This window comes from Variovorax sp. Soil_C_12, assembly GCF_057657375.1.
On record NZ_JBDGIO010000002.1, the window covers coordinates 70,935 to 89,210 of the forward strand.

An 18,276-nucleotide genomic window follows, 5' to 3' on the forward strand; every position below is an offset into this window, starting at 1 on the left:
GCTGCGCCCGGAGGAGAACGATTGCTAACCAACTCCCATCGCCCGACGCACTCTGCGTGCGATCAGCTCTGGATCTTCGTCCTCGCCTACCAGCCTAGGCCCGATGGTGCGATCGGCGACCAGGCTCTTCAGGGTTGCGACCCCACCGTCGAGCGCGTCCTCCCAAGTGCCAAATACCTCGGCGCTGCCAAAGAGCACCGTAAAGCCGGTGGGATCGTCGATGCTCTCGATCAGGAGCCAGTGGAAGAGGCCGCGCGCCGATTCCTCCACGGTCACGGCAATCGTTTTGAGAGAGTCAGTCATGAAAAGGAGCTTGCGCTTCAGCCCGGTTGGCCTTCGACCAACTTGGCGAGAAGCCCCCTTGGCCGGCCGCTTCAAGGCGTAGTTTGCAGTTGATCGAGGTCCAACAGAAGATAACTCGCAGATCGTCCTGCCGTCCGATCCCCGTCGTCGCTGACGATGATGATTCGGACCACCCCGTCGATGAGGGCCGGGCTCACCCCTTCGGCGCGCTCCAGGCCCTGAAGACCTGGAACCGTGACACGGCGCGCTGCGCCACCTTGCTGACCATCCCAGCGCCAGAGGGCGAACTGGCCTGGCTCGCGCGATACCGGCCCACTGATGACCAGGTACTCGCCGATGGAGGGGACGTAAGACAACCCACGAATTCCGTGGCCGCCCAGATCCAGCTCGTCGAGATCAGCCGCCACCCGGGGTACCTCATCCGCCTCGAAGATGCCGGACGGATTCTCGATGCTGGCGATGATCGCGCGGCCCTCGTGTAACGGGCTGCGAAAGCCGATCAGCAGTCGTTGCTGGTCCGGGCTGATCTCCAACGCCTCGATATTGAGCCCGCCGCTCGCTTTGACATCCCGGATCTTGGCGGCCGAGGCCAGTTCGGGATGCTTCGCCGTCAGGGCGCGCTTCAATCCGTCGACGACCTTGGGGCCCTCCACCCGACTCCCCTCGATCCGGAACCGGACCAGTCGATCACGGGATTTCTTTTCGTCGCCTTCGTCGTCTCGAGAATGCGATGTGATGGCGTAGACGAAGCCTGCTCGGTCCAGGGCAAGTCCTTCGAGATCCTCCAGTTTCCAGAAGTCACTGAAGATCTGAAACAGTCCGGCAGTGAGTTCGGTACTGTCGACGCTTCCATCGGCGCCGATCACGACCAGACTGAAGGGATGGCTCTTTTCGTCCTCCACCACAAGAAAGCGCCCGTCCGGCAACTGCTGGATCGCCGACGGCTCATAGATGCCGGTCAAGGGCTGGAAAGCGGGAGGTCCTTTGTGCGCCACGGAAGCATTGTCTACCCATGCATCCGCTTTTCCACATCTGGTGGCATCGGGTCGAAGGTCGTCTGCATGCGGCAATCTCCTGAGGTGTCACCCAAGCGAGGATCACTGTTCGTTGGGCGTGAGCAGCAGCAGTAGCCCTTTTCGCGCTGAATCCGCAAGTCCGATTCAGCGCTTGAAAACCTGACGGGTCCTGGCACGGGGGGAACCTGTGCAGCTGATCGGGTTTGGCAATTTCGCCGTGGCGAGCCGTGCCGAGCGCACCGGCCGCAATCCATCGACCGGCGAGCAAGGCATTGAAGGAGGCTGCGCCGCAGCGGCAGGCACAGTTGGGAAGGCTACTCAAGCCTCTTGCACTCAACCCAGCGCCCGCCCCCTCTGGGCTAGGCCCTCTGGCGCTGGCATTCCCGATGACCTGAGGCTGCGGCGCCGGCTTCAGGTCAGCTTCTTCTTTGGACGTCCAGCCTTCAGCGGGGCCAGCGAATCAAGCGCGCCGCGCAGTTGGGCATCGGTGAGCCGTTGAAGCGCGTGCAGCCCGGCGCGCAGCAGCTCGCTCTTCTTGGCGGGGCGTTTGAAACCCAGCGCGCGGTCCTTGAGGACGGCAATCAGGCCGAAGTCCTGCTGGGGCATCGTGAAGCTGTCTCGCACGAGCTTGGCTTTGGTCTTGGCTGCGTCCCGCACGGACTCGGGGGAAGTGGCCTGGACCGACGTCGCCAGTGCCGTGCGGGGAGCAGCAGGCCGCGTGACCTGGGGTGGCGCCACCACGGCCTTCACCGTCTTGGCCTTCAGTGGCCCCGTCTTCTTTGCAGCTGTCTTCTTCGCCGATGCCTTTCGGATGGATGTCACCTTTTTGGGCGCGGCGGCCTTGACGGCGACTTTGGCCGACACTGCCTTCTTGGCCACCGGTGTCCTTTTTGCCGAGGGCTTCGTGGCCACGGGCTTTGCCGGCTTGGCCTTCAGGGGCGCGACCTTCTTGGCGGCCGGCTTCTTGGACGTGGCTACTTTGGGACTGCGCACCGGCGCCTTTTCGGCTGTCGACGTGTCAGGAGCCACCGGCACCGCGGTTGGCGGGTTCGATGGCAGCGCCGTTGCGGCGGAAGTGGTCGACTCTGCCGGTGGCTGGACCGCGGGAGCGATCACTGCCGGGTCGGTTGCGTCGCTGGGCTGGGACGTCATTTCGTTGTTGGTCAAGTTGAAGTCAGTCGAAGCCCGCGATGGATGGCGCGCCCGTGGGTTCAGCGAACATCTTGCGCGACCTGTCGAAGCGGCCAACGTCAGCATCCGTACCTTTCCCCTTGCCTTTCTTGACGCGCATCTGCACTGTCCACCCCAATCGGCCAGCGACTCATGAGCAATTCGGATCCTTCGTCCCCACTCCCGGAACCCGGCCGGATTGCGCGGCGGGTAAAGGCCGCCGATCAGCCCGGGTGGGACCGCTGGCTGCCGGGACTGCGCACGCTGCGCGGCTACCAAGTGGCCTGGTTGCGGCACGACATCGTGGCCGGACTGGTGCTGACCACGATGCTGGTGCCCGTCGGCATCGCCTACGCGCAGGCGTCGGGCGTACCCGGCATCTATGGCCTCTATGCGACCATCGTTCCGCTGCTCGCGTACGCTGTGTTCGGACCCAGTCGGATCCTGGTGCTGGGCCCGGATTCCTCCCTGGCTGCCGTCATTCTCGCCGTCGTCCTTCCACTGTCTGGCGGCGAGCCGCATCGCGCGGTCGCCCTTGCGGGCATGATGGCGATCGTGTCGGGGACCGTGTGCATCCTCGCCGGCGTCGCGCGCCTGGGCTTCGTCACCGAGCTTCTTTCCAAGCCGATTCGCTACGGCTACATGAACGGCATCGCGCTGACGGTGTTGATCAGCCAACTGCCCAAGCTTTTCGGCTTTTCGATCGAGGGCGACGGACCGTTGAGCAACGTATGGGCGATCGCTACGGCGGTGATGGATGGAAAGACCAACTGGACCACGTTCATGGTCGGCGCAGGCACCCTGGCGGTCATCCTGCTGCTCAAGGGCCACAAGCGCTTGCCGGGCATCCTGATCGCCGTGGTGGGAGCGACTGTCGTCGTTGGCGTGTGGGACCTTGCGGCACGCGCTGGGGTGCCGGTCCTCGGCGCCCTCCCACAAGGCCTGCCTGCGTTCACCATCCCGTGGATCACGACCGCCGACATCGTCCCCGTCCTGATCGGCGGTTGCGCCGTCGCTCTCGTCTCGTTTGCAGACACCAGCGTGCTCTCTCGTGTCTATGCGGCGCGCACGCGTACCTATGTCGACCCGAACCAGGAGATGGTGGCGCTCGGCGCCTCCAACCTGGCGGCCGGATTTTTTCAGGGCTTTCCCGTCAGCAGCAGCTCGTCACGCACCCCCGTGGCCGAGGCCGCAGGCGCCAAGACCCAGCTGACCGGAGTCGTCGGCGCGCTGGCTGTCGCCCTGCTGCTGGTGGTGGCGCAGGACCTGCTGAAAAACTTGCCCACCAGCGCATTGGCCGCGGTCGTGATCGCATCGGCTATCGGCCTGATCGAGGTCACCGACCTGCGGCGAATCTATCGTATGCAGCGCTGGGAGTTCTGGCTATCGATCGCCTGTACCGTCGGCGTGTCCGTACTGGGCGCGATCGAGGGCATCGGCCTGGCCATCGTGATTGCGATCATCGAATTCCTGTGGGATGCCTGGCGCCCGTATTCCGCGGTTCTGGGACGCGCCGACGGCGTCAAGGGCTACCACGACATCACGCGCTATCCCGACGCGCGCCTCATCCCGGGCCTGGTCCTGTTTCGCTGGGATGCGCCGCTGTTCTTCGCGAACGCCGAGCTGTTCCACGACCGGGTGCTCGACGCCGTGGCTTCATCGCCTACGCCAGTGCGCTGGCTGGTCGTTGCGGCGGAACCCATCACCAGCGTGGACGTGACCTCAGCCGACATGCTGGCCGAGTTGATCGAAACCTTGCACGCGGCTGGCATTCAGTTGTGCGTTGCCGAGATGAAGGACCCCGTCAAGGACAAGCTGAAGCGGTTCGGGCTCTTTGCGCGGCTTGGGAAAGCGGCGTTCTTTCCAACCATCGGTGCCACCGTCAGCCGATATCTCGAGACGCATCCGGTGGATTGGGTGGACTGGGAGGACGATGGGCGCTGAGTTCAGACTGCGGCCATCTTTCCATGCAGGCGGTTTCCATCCACTTTGTCGCCAGGAGCGGAGATCGCTTCCCTCGGCGCAGCCTCGTGGTCGCGACGCACTGACGGCGCGCCGCGCGCGGCTGTGCTCAGTCGTCGTCCCAGTCGTAGCTTCCTCCGCGATGGTCGCGATCGCGGCCGTGGGCGTGACCCTGATCATGGTCGTTTTGGCCGTGGTGATCGTGCTCATCGTCGTCGTTCGCCAGCGAGAACGGCAGACGAATCTTCAGGAACTCGGTGTTGTCGGACGCCAGCGCGCGTCCGCCGCCATACGGGAAGTTGTTGTCGTTGACGACAAGTAGCGTGCGGGCGTCAAGCACCAGCACGTCCTCGATCGTCGTGTACGGGAACGTGAAGACCCGCTGGCCGTCGGCGTTCAGGTCGAACGGATCGGCGAGGTTCATCAGGTCCACGAGCTCGGTCTTGCGCATCGTGCCGCCATCGGGCACGCCCTGCAGATCGATCAGGAACACCTTCTTGAATGGGGCCGGATTCGGCGAGGTGGCCGTGCTGCCGTTGCGCTCGAGCACGATGAAGCGGCGATCGTCGACCGCGACCATGTCGCCGATGTTGGTGCCGTTCGGATCGAGCGGATAGACGTAGCTGCGACCGGTGTACTGTTCTTTCGCGAGATCGAACTCGTTGATGCGGCGCGTCTTGACGGGGTCGCCGGCCACCAGGCCTTCGAGCAGCGTGTAGAGCTTGGTCTCGCTCTTGTTGATCGCCATGCCTTCGAAGCCGCCCGAGCTCGGCAGGTTTGCCGTCACCTTGCCTGCGATCACGTCCTTGTGCTGCGGCGCGTAGACGCCCGGCAGCGGGATCTCGCTGCGCAGCACGGTGCCGTTCGTGTCGGTCTTGATCAGGTAAGGGCCGAACTCGTCGCCGAACCAGTAGTTGCCCTGGCGGTCGCGGCGGAACGACTCGACGTCGAAGTCAGCGCCGGTGAGCAGGCGGCCAGCGCGGATACTGGGGTCGACCGGCGCGTTGGCCGGATTGTTGTAGTAGTTGGCGTAGTCGGCCTGGATCGGGATCGTCAGCTTGCGCTGCGCATCGTTCAACTGCAGTCGCGTGTGCGCGTCGAACCATGGACGGACCTTGCCGCTGCCCAGGTCGGCCGGCTCGGTCGTGCCGCGGCCGCCCTTGGGCGTGCGCCAGAGGATGTGCAGCGCATAACTGCGCAGCAGTGCGTCGGCCGAGCTCGCCTGCGAGCCGAAGCCATTGTCGACCAGGAACTGGAACACGTCCTTGCGCGGCCCGTCGAGCACGCCCGAAAAGCCCTGAACGGGCTGCTTGCCGACGTACGGCGGCACGTTCGAGCCGTAGGCGTTGGGCGCGGTGAACTGCCCGGACGTCGGGCCGTCGGCGAAGGTGGCGGCCGGCATCTGGGCCCAGCCGATCAGCATCTGCGCCTGAGCGGCACCGGCGGCCAGAAGCAAGGACGCGGCGAGCGGCGTGAGGGCGTGCCGCACAGCGGACTGGATCGAACGCATGTCATTCCTCGGTCGAGTGATTGGAATGCGCGCGATCGTGGCCATGTGTCGTGTCAAGCCGTTGACATGCATGTGATCCTAAGCAGGCTGTGCTGGCCGGCCGCGGCGATCGCGGGCGCGCGCGCCCGCGTTTCCTTTCCGTGTCCCAGGAACACGGCCTTGCCGATACAGCTTCGGCCGCTCCCGCAGTCGCTCAACCTTCTCCTCGATCTCGACGAGAAGTTCGGTGGCCAATCAGCGTTCTCGCGAACGTGAAGCATGGAGGATTGAGCGTACCCTGCGCAGCAGCGCCCGATCCCGCCCGGTGCCCATTTACAATGTTGCACTGCACCATGTTTCCATGGCGACATCCGATTCCCCGGCCCTGGCCTCGTCAGCAAGTCCGGGCCTTGACATCCGGCGATCGCGGCTGCAGCCGCCCGACTAGCCGATTTGGAGCAATCAATGAACCGCCCAGAACCCCCATCGTCCGACGGTGTCAAGCCCTCCCTGTTGCGCCGCATTCCACTGGCGTTCGGCGCCTTGTTCGGTTTGTTGGCGAATGCAGATCTGGCTGCGCGGTATGCCGTGCTGCGCGATGGCGATGTACCGCCACCGGCTCCGACAACGGCTGCCCCGGCTCCGGCACCGTCGGTGCTGAAGGAACCGAGCCCCGACGCCGCGCTGCAACTGCTTGCGCTGCTGCAGCGTGACGCGCGGTTGATCGATTTTGTCGGCGAGGATCTCAGCGGCTATGCAGACGCCCAGATCGGCGCGGCGGCACGCCTGGTGCACGACGGCTGCGCCAAGGTGCTGCGCGAGCATTTCAGTCTCGTGCCGGTGCGCGACGAGGCCGAAGGCGGCCGCGTCACGCTGCAGGCGGGCTTCGACGCCGCGGCGGTCCGCCTGACGGGCAACGTGGTCGGCCAGCCGCCCTTCGCCGGCAGCCTGAGGCACCGCGGCTGGCGCGTCACCGAGGTGCGCTTGCCCAAGCTGGCCGAGCAGCACGACGCGCGGGTGGTGGCGCCCGCGGAGGTCGAGCTGTGAGCGGGCCGCGCTTTGCGATCGGCATCGATCTCGGTACTACGCACAGTGCGCTGGCCTACGTCGACATCGCAGGCAGCGACGGCGAGACCACCGTTCACGGCACACTGCCGATCCCGCAGCTCACCGCGCCCGGCACGATCGAATCGATGCCGCTGCTGCCGTCGTTCCTGTACCTGCCGCATGCCGACGAAATGGCGGATGGCGACCTGGTGCTGCCTTGGCCGGCCGACGGCCAGCATGCCGTCGGCGAGCTGGCGCGCAGCCGCGGCGCGACGACGCCGATCCGGCTGGTGTCGAGCGCCAAGAGCTGGCTTTGCCACCCCGGCGTCGACCGCCGCGCCTCGATCCTGCCGCACGACGCGCCGCCTGAGGTGGCTCGGGTGTCGCCGCTCGACGCCTCGACGCACTACCTGGAACACGTGCGCAACGCCTGGGACCACGCGCACCCCGAGGCGCCGTTCGCGCAGCAGGATGTGACGGTGACGATCCCGGCGTCGTTCGACCCCGCCGCGCGCGAGCTGACGGTCGAAGCCGCCAAGGTCGCCGGCTGCAGTTCGCTGACGCTGCTCGAAGAGCCGCAATCCGCGCTGTACAGCTGGATCGAAGCCAGCGGCGGTGGCTGGCGCAAGCAGGTGCAGCCGGGCGACATCATCCTGGTGATCGACGTGGGCGGCGGCACCAGCGACTTCTCGCTGATCGCCGTGCTCGAACGCGACGGCAACCTCGAATTGCACCGGGTCGCGGTGGGCGAGCACATCCTGCTCGGCGGCGACAACATGGACCTTGCGCTGGCGCACGGGGTCGCCCGCAAGCTGGCCGCTGCCGGCACCACGCTCGATGCGTGGCAGCTGCGCGCGCTGACCTACGCCTGCCGCAGCGCGAAGGAAAGCTTGCTCGGCGATGCCGATGGACCGGGCGGCACCACCGCGCAACCAATCGTCGTGCCCAGCCGCGGCAGCAAGTTGATCGGCGGCTCGATCCGCACCGATCTGACAGCCGACGAAGTCGGCGCGACGATCGTCGACGGTTTCTTCCCGCAGGTCGAGGCCTCGGCGCGGCCGATGAGTCGCGTGCGCGCCGGGCTGGCGCAGCTCGGTCTTCCGTATGCGCAGGATGCGGCCGTCACGCGCCACCTGGCGGCGTTCCTCGGCCGGCAGCTCGGTGCGGTGGCCGAACTGGAGGGCTTCGGCGCCCGCTTCGGCAACGGCGCGGAAGGCGCCAGCTTCCTGCATCCGACCGCGGTGCTGTTCAACGGCGGCGTCTTCAAGTCGGCGCTGCTGGCCGATCGCACGCTGGCGACCGTCAACGGGTGGCTCGCCGCCGAGGGCGCCGCGCCGGCACGGCTGCTGGCCGGCGCCGACCTCGACCTGGCGGTGGCGCGCGGCGCGGCCTACTACGGCTATGTGCGGCACGGCCACGGCGTGCGCATCCGCGGGGGCACCGCGTTCGCTTACTACGTAGGGGTCGAATCGTCGATGCCTGCGGTGCCCGGCATCGAGCCGCCGGTGGAGGCGCTGTGCGTGGCGCCCTTCGGCATGGAAGAAGGTACCGAAGCCGAACTGCCGGCACTCGAACTCGGGCTGGTGGTCGGTGAGCCCGTGCACTTCCGCTTCTTCGCCTCGTCGGTGCGGCGCCAGGACGGCGTTGGCACACTGCTCGGCGCCTGGGCGCCCGACGAGCTGCAGGAACTTGCCCCGATCTCCGCCACCTTGCCACCTGAAGGCCGCAGCCCCGGCGAGGTGGTGCCGGTGCGCCTGCACGCCCGCGTGACGGAAGCCGGCACGCTCGAACTCGAAGCGGTGCCGCGCAGTGGCGGCGAGCGCTGGAAGATCGAATTCGATGTGCGCGGCGAGCGCCAGCAGGACGCGTAGCGCGCCTGAGCCGGTTGCCGGCGGCAGCATGAACGCTGCCTGGACGGTCGGCATCGACCTCGGTACCACGCACACCGTCGTCGCCTACGCGTCGGCGCAAGGCCGCATGGCGGACGACGCCATCCGCTTGTTCGACATCGAGCAGTTGGTCGCGCCCGGCGAAGTGGCGGCGCGGCCGCTGCTGCCGTCGGTGCGCTACCACCCGGCGCCGGGCGAACTGGCGCCGGATGACCTGGCGCTGCCTTGGGCGCCGGCCGGCGCTGGCAACGCAGCCGTGATCGGCAGCCTGGCGCGCCGACTCGGTGCCCAGGTGCCCGGGCGGGTGGTGGCCAGCGCGAAGAGCTGGCTGTCGCATGCCGCAGTCGACCGGCTGGCGCCCATCCTGCCCTGGGGCGCGGCGGCCGATGTGCCGAAGGTCTCCCCGGTGGAGGCCAGCGCGAGCTACCTCGCGCATCTGCGCGCGGCCTGGAACCACCGCCATCCGGCTGCCCTGCTCGAACACCAGGAACTGGTGCTGACGGTGCCCGCCTCGTTCGACGATGCGGCGCGCGCACTGACTGTTGAAGCCGCACGCCACGCTGGCCTGCCCCGCTTGCGTCTGCTCGAAGAACCGCAGGCAGCGCTGTACGACTGGCTGGTTCGCCACCGGCATGCCCTTGCGAAGGAGCTGGCGAGCACGCGGCTGGTGCTGGTGTGCGATGTCGGCGGCGGCACCACCGACCTGAGTTTGGTGCGCGTCGACAGGGATGGCGCCGAGCCACGGCTCGAACGCATCGCGGTCGGCCGCCACCTGATGCTCGGTGGCGACAACATGGACCTGGCGCTCGCGCACTTGGCCGAAGCCAGGCTCGATGCAGCGGCGGACGGGGCTGCAGCGCGCCTGTCGGCCGGCCAGCTGTCCCAACTGGTCGAACGCTGTCGCGCCGCCAAGGAACGGCTCCTTGCCGCCGACGCGCCGGCCAGCGCGCAGGTCACGCTGCTCGGCGCGGGCGCGCGCCTGATCGGCGGCGCACGCTCGGTGATGCTGGGCCGCGATGAGGTCGAGCGCATCGTGGTCGATGGCTTCTTTCCGCAGGTGACGGCCGCCGAACTGCCGCGGCGCGAGCGCGCCAGCGGCTTGGTCGCGTTCGGCCTGCCCTATGCCAGCGACCCGGCGGTGACGCGCCACATCGCCGGCTTTCTGCAGCAGCACGCGTCGGCCGGCTGGCCCGACGCGCTGCTGCTCAACGGCGGCGTGTTCCGCGCCGAGGCGATCGCCGCGCGCCTACACGCGACGCTCGGCGGGTGGCGCGGCGCGCCGCTGCAAACGCTGCACAACGCCGACCCGGACGTCGCGGTCGCGCGCGGCGCGGTTGCCTACGCGCTGGCGCGGCGCGGCTTGGCGCCGAAGATCGGCGGCGGTTCGGCGCGCAGCTACTTTCTGCCGCTCGACGACGGCAAGGGGCGAGGTGTCTGCGTGCTGCCGCACGGCAGCGAAGAAGGCCGCGAGATCCGCCTCGAAGGCCGCAGCTTCGAGTTGCGCGTCGGCGAACCAGTGCGCTTCCACCTCGTTTCGACCACGGCCGGTGCCGCGGGCCAGCCCACGCCGCTGGCCGGCCAGCTGGTCGATCTCGGCGAGCGCGATGTGCAGCCGCTGCCGCCGGTCGCCACCGTCGTGCGGCCCGATGGCGGCACCGCGCGACGCAACATCCCCGTGGAGCTCGCCACGATGCTGACCGAGGTTGGCACGCTCGAAATGCACTGCATCTCCGTCAGTGACCCGACGCAGCGCTGGAAGCTCGAGTTCCAGTTGCGCGCCGATTCAACCGCTCCGGCATCCGCAGGCGCCGGACTGCCGCCGCGCTTTGGCGAGGCGGTCGAATGCATCGAGCGCGTGTTCGGTGCGCGTGACCGCGAGGTCGGACCCAAAGCCGTCAAGCAGTTGCGCACGCAGCTCGAAGCCCTGCTCGGCAGCCGCGAGCGATGGCCGACCGCGTTGCTGCGCCCGATGTTCGACGCGCTGTGGCAGCGCGCGCGTGGCCGCCACCGGTCGGCCGACCACGAACGTCTGTGGCTGAGCCTGGCCGGCTGGTGCCTGCGGCCGGGATTTGGCGACCCGCTCGACGGCTGGCGTATCGAACAGTTGTGGACGATTTTTGAGCTGGGCGTGCAGCACGGCCGCGAGCGCCAGGTCAATGCCGAATGGTGGACACTGTGGCGCCGTGTCGCCGGCGGGTTGGACGAAGCGGCCCAGCAGCGGCTGCTCGACGATTTCGCGATCAACCTGCGCGGCGAAGAGGCGGGCATCCACGTACCTCCGCCGCGGCTCGTCAAGGGGAGCTGGGACGACATGGTGCGCATGGGCGCTTCGCTCGAACGCATTCCGGTCGATCACAAGGTGGAGATCGGCGACTGGCTGGTCGAGCGCCTGCAGAGACCGGGTGCAACAGCCGATCCGCAGGCACGCGACACCTGGACGCTGTGGGCCATCGGCCGCATCGGTTCGCGCGCGCCCCTTTACGGCAGCGCCCACGGCGTGGTGCCGGCCGACGCCGCCGCCGCCTGGCTCGACGCGCTGCTCGCGCTGGACTGGAAACGCGTCGAAGGGGCTGCGGCCGCCGCCGCGAACCTGGCCCGCCTGAGCGGTGATCGCGCGCGCGACCTGACGCTCGACGTGCGTGAGCGTGTCATCACCCGGCTTGAGGCCCATCGGGCTGCGCCGGCCTGGATCGCCCGCGTGCGCGAGGTCGTTACGCTCGACGAAGCCGGCGAACGCGGCGTGTTCGGCGAGGCCTTGCCGCCAGGCCTGAAGCTGATCGCCTGAGCGCCGACGAGAAAAAGGGGGGCCGGTCATTCGATCGGCCCCCCTCATCGGGAACGCGAGGCTCGAAGGGTCAGCCTTCGATTTTTGCGAGCGAGGTTTCCGCCACGGCCCAGCCCGCCAGGGCCGCGAGGTAATCGTACTTTCGGTGCGATTGACACGGTCAAGGTCGAAAAGCCGTTATGAATTAAAGACTTGGGCCATCGGCCCGTCGCGCAAGACATTGCGGCATGCAACCTGTTGATTTGAAAGGCGCTTTCGCGCGCCACCGTGTCATTTAGCAGCGAAAGTACGATTACCCCGGTTCAAAATGTCACGGCTGCCGCGCCCCACGCGACCGCAATGTCGCTGAAAAGCTATCGACGCTTCTAACGCCGGATATAGCCATCTGAAGGTTGATTGCAGTCAGCCTTCGGCTGCCAAAACGTGTGCCCGGCGGCGCAAAAACTCGATTGCTTCGGACTGCGTCTCAAACAGATGCGCGGCTCCCTGACGAGAGGACAACGACGAGCCAAGTTTCATTCGCATGAAGGCACTGGTCGTATAGCGTGTCGCGGTACTGTAATACTGCTCATGCAGTTCTTCGACCATCGCGAAGTACGAATCGCTCAGGGATTCGTCGATCAGAAATCCGTCGTAGTTGGCGACGAGTGCCATCTTGCGACCAGCTTTCTGGTACAGCGCGGCAAGCACCCGGCGCGCGCTATCCACACCGTCCTGGTCCTGGATGACGTGACCCTGAAAGTTGACGAAGAGAATGTTTCGCTCGCCGTCGTAGCTAAGGCGATCGGTCAACTGGAGGTCGATCAAGGCCGCCGACAGCCCCATCGGGCCGGCGCGGTACAGCCGCGCATCCATGCATTTGACTTGCGCGATCAACGGCCGGAAATCCATGTGCGCCAGGATATCCCGTTCGATGTCGATGCCTGGAGCCACCTCGGTCAATTGAAGTCCGCCTGGCTGCAGCGTGAAGACGCAGCGTTCGGTCACGTAGTGTACTGACTGCCTCTTGCTCACGGCCTGAGGCCCGCTGAACGTGATCTGTTCCACCGCCGCGACGAACTTCGGAGCATGGCCTTCGGTCACGATGCGCAGCTTTCCACCTTCAATGACAACTTCGAGGCCGCCCGCCGTGAAGGTGCCCGCGAACACCACACGGCGCGCGTTCTGGCTGATGTTGATGAAGCCGCCGGCGCCCGCCAGCCGCGTTCCGAAGCGGCTGACGTTGACATTGCCGGCGCGATCGATCTGGGCCATGCCGAGACAGGCCAGGTCGAGACCGCCGCCGTCGTAGAAATCGAACTGTTGGTTCTGGTGCAGCAGCGCCTGCGTATTGACTGCAGCGCCGAAATCCAGGCCGCCTTTGGGCATTCCGCCGATGACTCCGGGCTCCGCCGTCAGTGTCAAGTGGTCGAGCACGCGTTCCTCGGCGGCGACGGCGCCCAGAATCTCCGGCATGCCGATGCCGAGGTTGATGACACCGCCCAGCGGCAATTCGAAGGCACAACGGCGCGCGATGAGCTTGCGTTCGTCCAGCGCCGCCACAGCAATCCTGTTAGCAGGGACGCGCATTTCGCCGGAGAAGGCCGCGTTGTAGGAGGTGCCGTAGGTCTGCTGGTGGAGCTCCGGCGACGCGACGACCACGCAGTCGACCATGACGCCCGGCACTACCACGCTGCGCGGGTCGAGCGTACCTGCAGCAGCGATGCGCTCGACCTGGGCGATGACCAGCCCGTTGGCGTTGTGCGCCGCCATGGCGGCTGCCTGCGCGTCGAGCAGCAGTGCTTCGTGCTCCATCGTGATGTTGCCGGCCGGGTCTGCAGTCGTACCGCGGATCAACGCGACATTGACCGGAAACGCCTTGTAGAAAAGCCATTCCTCACCGTCGATCTCCATGACGCGCACGAGCTCTTCCTGCGTGCGCTGGTTGATGCGCCCGCCGCTTTGCCGCGGATCCACAAAGGTGCCGAGCCCGACCTTGCTGAGAGTGCCGGCGCGGTGCGCAGCGGCGTCGCGATAGAGATGCGAGATGGTGCCCAGGGGCAGGTTGTACGCCTCGATCAGGTTGTCGGTGGCCAGCTTGGCCAATTGCGGCACCAGCGCCCAGTGGCCACCGATCGCGCGCCTGATGAGGCCCTCGTAGGCCAGGTGGTTGACGCCGCGCGCCTTGCCATCTCCCGGTGCGGCCGCGAAGACCAGTGTCAGGTCGCGTGGGCTCTGCGTCGTCACGAAGCGTCTTTCCAAGGCGACGATCAGTTCCTCCGGTGTTCCAATACCGACGAAGCCGGAGCAGCTCACGTTATCCCCATCGCGGATGAGCGCGATGGCCTCATCGGCGGTGACGACTTTGTCGCGGTTCATCCCTGTGTTCAATCGAAGACGACGACCTGCCGTATGGCCTTTCCTTCGTGCAGAAGGTCGAAGCCAGTGTTGATGTCATCGAGCGCGATCCGGCCGGTGAGGAGCTTGTCGACCGGCAGGCGCCCCTGCCGGTACAAGCTGATGTAGCGAGGCACGTCACGCGAAGGTACGCACGTTCCGATATAGCTGCCCTTGAGCGTGCGCTCTTCCGCAACGAGATTGACAGCAGCCAACGGCAAGGTCGCAGTCGATGGCGGCAGGCCGGCCGTGACGGTGGTGCCTCCGCGACGCGTGATCCGGTAAGCCAGATCGAGTGCCGGGATCGAACCGGCGAATTCGAAGGCGTACTCGACGCCACCCGCGCTCAGCGCTCGAATCTGCTCGAGCGCGTCGGGTTGCCCGGCATTCACCGTGTGCGTGGCGCCCAGTTCGCTTGCCTGCACCAGCTTGTCGTCCGACAGGTCGATGGCGATGATCTGCCGCGCGCCGGCGGCCTGCGCGCCGATCAACGCGGCAAGGCCGACGCCGCCCAGGCCGACCACCGCGACCGATGCGCCCAACGGCACCTTCGCCGTGTTGACGACCGCGCCGACACCCGTCAAGACGGCGCAGCCGAACAGCGCCGCCTCGTCCAGCGGAACCACGCTGTCGATCTTCACGAGCGAATGACGAGAGACGGTGGCGTATTCGGCAAACACCGAGCAGCCGAGATGATGGTTCAGGGCCTGTCCAACCTGCGAGATGCGCCGTGCGCCCGAAAGCAGCGTGCCCGCACCGTTGGCGGCGGCCCCGGGTTCGCACAAGGCCGGCCGGCCTTCAGCACATGGCGCGCAATGGCCGCAACTGGGCACGAAGACCACGACCACGTGGTCGCCAGCCTTCAGATCGGTGACGCCGTCGCCCAGGCTTTCGACGACGCCGGCGGCTTCGTGGCCCAGCGCCATCGGCATTGGCCGCGGACGATCGCCATTGATGACCGAGAGGTCCGAATGGCACAGGCCCGCGGCGCGCACCTTGATCAGCACTTCACCAGGCCCCGGTGGCGCCAGATCGACCGTCTCGATCGAGAGCGGCCTGGACGTTTCATAGGGTGGCGCGGCGCCCATCTGCCGTAGTACGGCGGCCTTGATCTTCATGAGGATGCTCCGGCTTGCGCGGTTGTCGCCGCGACGCGATTGCGCAGTTCGTCGACCAGCACCCGGGTGTTCTCGGAATAGTCGATCGGTACTGCGATGATCTGCACACCCCCTTCGGAGAAGGCCCCTTCGAGTGCCGGCGCGAGTCCATCGGCAGTCTTCACGCGGCGCCCTTTCGCACCGTACGCCTCTGCATACTTCACGAAATCGGGATTCCCGAAGGTCATGCCCCAGTCGGTGAATTGGTCGACCGACTGCTTCCAGCGGATCATTCCATAGGCGTTGTCCTCGATGATCAGCACCACGAGATCGAGCTCGAGTCGAATGGCTGTCTCGAGCTCCTGCGAGTTCATCATGAAGCCGCCATCGCCGCACACTGCCAATACCCGGCGGCCAGGCTCCAGCAGCGCTGCCACCATGGCTGATGGCAGGCCGGCCCCCATGGTCGCCAGCGCGTTGTCGAGCAACAGAGCGTTGGCTGTGCGCGTGGGGTAGCAGCGAGCGAACCAGATCTTGTACATGCCGTTGTCGAGCGCAACGATGCCGTCGTCGGGCATGACCTGGCGCACGTCGTGGACGATGCGTTGCGGCGTTAACGGAAAGCGCGACTCGGTGGAACGGCTCATGGTGCGTGCCAGGATTCCCTCTCGCTGCGCCAGCAAGGCCCCGGCGTTCGGAAGGCGGCCTTCGACGCGATCAGCCAGCAGGGTCAGGCTCGGTCCGACGTCGCCCACCACCTCGGCATGCGGGAAGTACACCTGCTCGACAGCGGCCGGCATGTAGCCGACGTGGATCACCAGTGGGCCGTCGGGGCCCATGATGAACGGTGGCTTTTCGATGGTGTCGTGGCCGATGGCGAGAATCACATCGGCCCTGTCGATGGCTTCGTGCACGTAGTCGCGCTCCGTCAGCGCGGCGGTACCCATCCAGTACCCGGTCCTGCCTTCGGCGATGCCGCCGCCGGCCACCGTACCCTTGCCCATCTGCGTGTTAAAGAAAGGAATGCCGACGCGGCGTACGAAATCGGCCAGTTGGCCTCGCAGCCGAGGCCGATTGCTCGCAGCGCCGAACATGACGAGGGGCCGCTGAGCCCCCATGAGCATCGCGGCAGCCCGCGAAATGGCCGCTTCGTGCGCCACCGGCAGATCGATCGGATGGACGGGAACGACGTCGACCGCGTCGGCTACCTGCTCGGCGGCCACATCTTCCGGCAATTCGAGATGCACCGGCCCAGGCCGCTCCTCGGCGGCGACCCTGAACGCGTCGCGCACGACACTGGGGATACTTGCGGCACTCACGATCTGCCGCGATGCCTTCGTCAGCGGCTTCATCGTGGCGACGATGTCGACGATCTGGAAGCGCGCCTGCCGCGCCGTCATGATGGCCTTCTGGCCGGTGATCAACACCATCGGCATGGCGCCGAGATGCGCATAGGCCGCGCCCGTGACCAGGTTGAGCGCACCCGGCCCGAGTGTGGCCATGCACACGCCGGGCTGTCCGGTCAGGCGCCCATGCGTCGCAGCCATGAAGGCGGCAGATTGCTCATGCCGCGTGAGCACAAGTTCGATGCTGGACCGTCGCAAGGACTCGACGAGATCGAGGTTTTCCTCGCCGGGCACGGCGAAGATGCGCGTGACGCCCTCGTTCTCCAGCGCTTTGACGAAGAGGTCAGATGCTTTCATGGCAGCCTCCGACTGCGGCGGCAGATCTTCCTAGCGCAAGTCATCGGCGGGTTCGCCAGATCAAACTTCAATCTTTGCAAGTGCACTGGTCGGGCTTTGCGTGACTGTCTCGCCGACTTTCGTGGCGTTGACGGTCAAGGTATCGGACAGTTGCCTCGACGCCATGCTCATGCCTTGGTAAGCCTTGTTCGAAGCATCAACGGCGGATTGCACCAGCGCCACGATCTTCTCGGAGCCAGGTGCGTTCTTGAAAAAGCCGCTCACGGACTCGAGGAGCTTGGCTTGCGCATTGGCAACGCCATCTTCGTAGGCGGCCCGCCGCGCGGCGCTGAATGTGGTGAAGACCTCCTGCACTTGGCGGCCGTACGCCAATGCCTTGAACGGCGCGGCTTGCAGCATCGCAGCCTGGAGCTCGATCAACTGAGCCGGGCTTCGTGTAGAACTGGCGATCCGGCTGTTCTCGTGGCCTTCGGCCATCAAGGTCTTGAGTGTTTGCAGGTTGAGCGCGGCGAGTGTTTCCGCGCCTTCGAAAGCCTTGCCGGCCATGCCGAACAGCGTGTCAAAGGAAGCGTTGGTGCTGGGGGCGAGTGTGGTCATGATGGCTTTCTGTGAGGTTAGGTATGCAAGCCACGATGCGTGTTGCACTGCAGCATGGCCAAGTGTGAGGGAGAGTGGGTGGGACACACAAGCAGAATGCGCTGCGTCGAACCGCATTAGAGGAGCGCACTCAAAGACCGGGTCACCCCAACGAACAACTCATTGAAATAAGTTGTTGCGGACCGCTGCGAATCTGGCTCGCATATCGAAGCCCAGCGCTTCCGTCTGTGCGACATCGCACATAGCGTCGTGCGTCACGAAGGGGCGCAACGCGGCGTGTGACCTTCGTATGCCATCCCGCTCCGGTGGATTCACGCGCGGATGCCACTTCCGAAGCGCGGTTTACCGCCTCGCGTGATCGCTCGCGGATGCGTCGAAACGCCGGAAGTACATGCCTCGCGGCGTGATCAAGGACGTGGTGCACGGCATGGGACGGCGACGCACCGAGAGGGGTCGGCTGCCACGATTCGACCAGCTCGCACGCTGATGAGAACTGCGTCAAGCCTATCCACGGCTGCGTAGCGCCACTGGATGGCTATGCACATGCTGACATGGCGCGTGGCAGTCGCAGAGCTGCGTTCCGACCAGCTCCAACAGCATGTCGGAAGGAGAACTGGCAATGCGAGAAAGCTCCCGAGGCTCGCGCCCCGGGAGTAAATCCACCAAGAGGGGTGGAGGAGACAACCGGTTCAGATTGGTGCGCTGTGCGAGCGAGCACGCTTGAATGCATTTGCCATGCAAGCCGTATGCCATCGTGCAGCGCACGCAGTTCCTCCGATGCTGCATTCCCGCGGAGCACGGACCCTCGTGAGGAATACGCAAAGACGGTGTGCCTGCCTCGC

Annotated in this window: 13 protein-coding genes; 5 read left to right on the forward strand and 8 right to left on the reverse strand. The window is 66.3% G+C overall.

Annotated elements, in window-relative coordinates:
• Positions 1-24 precede the first annotated feature (24 nt).
• Entirely contained in the window at positions 25-303 is a 279-nt protein-coding gene (locus AC3A6X_RS05255) for a hypothetical protein (RefSeq protein ID WP_487841166.1), read from the reverse strand.
• A gap of 71 nt (positions 304-374) precedes the next feature.
• Entirely contained in the window at positions 375-1,265 is an 891-nt protein-coding gene (locus AC3A6X_RS05260; protein ID WP_487841167.1) for a DUF3616 domain-containing protein, read from the reverse strand.
• A gap of 241 nt (positions 1,266-1,506) precedes the next feature.
• Between AC3A6X_RS05260 and AC3A6X_RS05265 the strand changes: the two genes are divergently transcribed.
• Positions 1,507-1,818, forward strand: coding sequence for an HU family DNA-binding protein (locus tag AC3A6X_RS05265; protein WP_487841168.1), 312 nt, complete (start codon positions 1,507-1,509; stop codon positions 1,816-1,818).
• Here AC3A6X_RS05265 and AC3A6X_RS05270 read toward each other — a convergent pair.
• Positions 1,731-2,486 carry a hypothetical protein gene (locus tag AC3A6X_RS05270; RefSeq protein ID WP_487841169.1) on the reverse strand — a complete coding sequence of 252 codons (756 nt, stop codon included), beginning with the start codon at positions 2,484-2,486 and terminating at the stop codon, positions 1,731-1,733. The two genes, AC3A6X_RS05265 and AC3A6X_RS05270, sit on opposite strands and share 88 nt — an antisense overlap.
• A gap of 156 nt (positions 2,487-2,642) precedes the next feature.
• On the opposite strand from AC3A6X_RS05270, the gene AC3A6X_RS05275 reads away from it, so the two are divergent.
• Complete coding sequence (locus tag AC3A6X_RS05275; RefSeq protein WP_487841170.1) at positions 2,643-4,433, forward strand: SulP family inorganic anion transporter; 1,791 nt, start codon at positions 2,643-2,645, stop codon at positions 4,431-4,433.
• Positions 4,434-4,560: 127 nt separating this feature from the next.
• Here the strand turns inward: AC3A6X_RS05275 and AC3A6X_RS05280 are convergent, their stop codons facing one another.
• A complete protein-coding gene (locus AC3A6X_RS05280) occupies positions 4,561-5,961 on the reverse strand; it encodes an esterase-like activity of phytase family protein (protein WP_487841171.1) in 1,401 nt (466 codons plus the stop codon).
• 444 nt (positions 5,962-6,405) lie between these two features.
• On the opposite strand from AC3A6X_RS05280, the gene AC3A6X_RS05285 reads away from it, so the two are divergent.
• The 3 genes from AC3A6X_RS05285 to AC3A6X_RS05295 are packed head-to-tail and all read left to right on the forward strand — an operon-like array spanning position 6,406 to position 11,661.
• Positions 6,406-6,987, forward strand: coding sequence for a DUF2760 domain-containing protein (locus tag AC3A6X_RS05285; protein WP_487841172.1), 582 nt, complete (start codon positions 6,406-6,408; stop codon positions 6,985-6,987).
• Complete coding sequence (locus AC3A6X_RS05290) at positions 6,984-8,858, forward strand: Hsp70 family protein (RefSeq protein WP_487841173.1); 1,875 nt, start codon at positions 6,984-6,986, stop codon at positions 8,856-8,858. Before AC3A6X_RS05285 ends, AC3A6X_RS05290 begins: the two co-directional genes overlap by 4 nt.
• Before the next feature lie 28 nt (positions 8,859-8,886).
• Positions 8,887-11,661 (forward strand): Hsp70 family protein, encoded by a 2,775-nt coding sequence (locus AC3A6X_RS05295; protein ID WP_487841174.1) that lies wholly within the window; start codon positions 8,887-8,889, stop codon positions 11,659-11,661.
• Positions 11,662-12,063: 402 nt separating this feature from the next.
• Here AC3A6X_RS05295 and AC3A6X_RS05300 read toward each other — a convergent pair whose 3' ends face one another.
• The 4 genes from AC3A6X_RS05300 to phaP are packed head-to-tail and all read right to left on the reverse strand — an operon-like array spanning position 12,064 to position 17,434.
• Positions 12,064-14,019: an acyl CoA:acetate/3-ketoacid CoA transferase gene (locus AC3A6X_RS05300; protein ID WP_487841175.1), complete on the reverse strand. Its 1,956-nt coding sequence runs from the start codon at positions 14,017-14,019 to the stop codon at positions 12,064-12,066.
• Between the two features lie 8 nt (positions 14,020-14,027).
• Complete coding sequence (locus AC3A6X_RS05305) at positions 14,028-15,155, reverse strand: zinc-dependent alcohol dehydrogenase family protein (RefSeq protein ID WP_487841176.1); 1,128 nt, start codon at positions 15,153-15,155, stop codon at positions 14,028-14,030.
• Positions 15,152-16,837, reverse strand: coding sequence for an acetolactate synthase large subunit (locus tag AC3A6X_RS05310; RefSeq protein ID WP_487841177.1), 1,686 nt, complete (start codon positions 16,835-16,837; stop codon positions 15,152-15,154). The genes AC3A6X_RS05305 and AC3A6X_RS05310 overlap by 4 nt, the downstream gene beginning before the upstream one ends.
• A gap of 60 nt (positions 16,838-16,897) precedes the next feature.
• A complete protein-coding gene (gene phaP / locus AC3A6X_RS05315) occupies positions 16,898-17,434 on the reverse strand; it encodes a TIGR01841 family phasin (protein ID WP_487841178.1) in 537 nt (178 codons plus the stop codon).
• Positions 17,435-18,276 lie beyond the last annotated feature (842 nt).

Excerpts from the sequence above, each read along its gene's own strand:
- AC3A6X_RS05255 (WP_487841166.1), bottom strand. The coding sequence starts at position 303 with ATGACTGACTCTCTCAAAACGATTGCCGTGACCGTGGAGGAATCGGCG.
- AC3A6X_RS05275 (WP_487841170.1), top strand. The coding sequence starts at position 2,643 with ATGAGCAATTCGGATCCTTCGTCCCCACTCCCGGAACCCGGCCGGATT.
- AC3A6X_RS05280 (WP_487841171.1), bottom strand. The coding sequence starts at position 5,961 with ATGCGTTCGATCCAGTCCGCTGTGCGGCACGCCCTCACGCCGCTCGCC.
- AC3A6X_RS05285 (WP_487841172.1), top strand. The coding sequence starts at position 6,406 with ATGAACCGCCCAGAACCCCCATCGTCCGACGGTGTCAAGCCCTCCCTG.
- AC3A6X_RS05295 (WP_487841174.1), top strand. The coding sequence starts at position 8,887 with ATGAACGCTGCCTGGACGGTCGGCATCGACCTCGGTACCACGCACACC.
- AC3A6X_RS05300 (WP_487841175.1), bottom strand. The coding sequence starts at position 14,019 with ATGAACCGCGACAAAGTCGTCACCGCCGATGAGGCCATCGCGCTCATC.
- AC3A6X_RS05305 (WP_487841176.1), bottom strand. The coding sequence starts at position 15,155 with ATGAAGATCAAGGCCGCCGTACTACGGCAGATGGGCGCCGCGCCACCC.
- AC3A6X_RS05310 (WP_487841177.1), bottom strand. The coding sequence starts at position 16,837 with ATGAAAGCATCTGACCTCTTCGTCAAAGCGCTGGAGAACGAGGGCGTC.
- phaP (WP_487841178.1), bottom strand. The coding sequence starts at position 17,434 with ATGACCACACTCGCCCCCAGCACCAACGCTTCCTTTGACACGCTGTTC.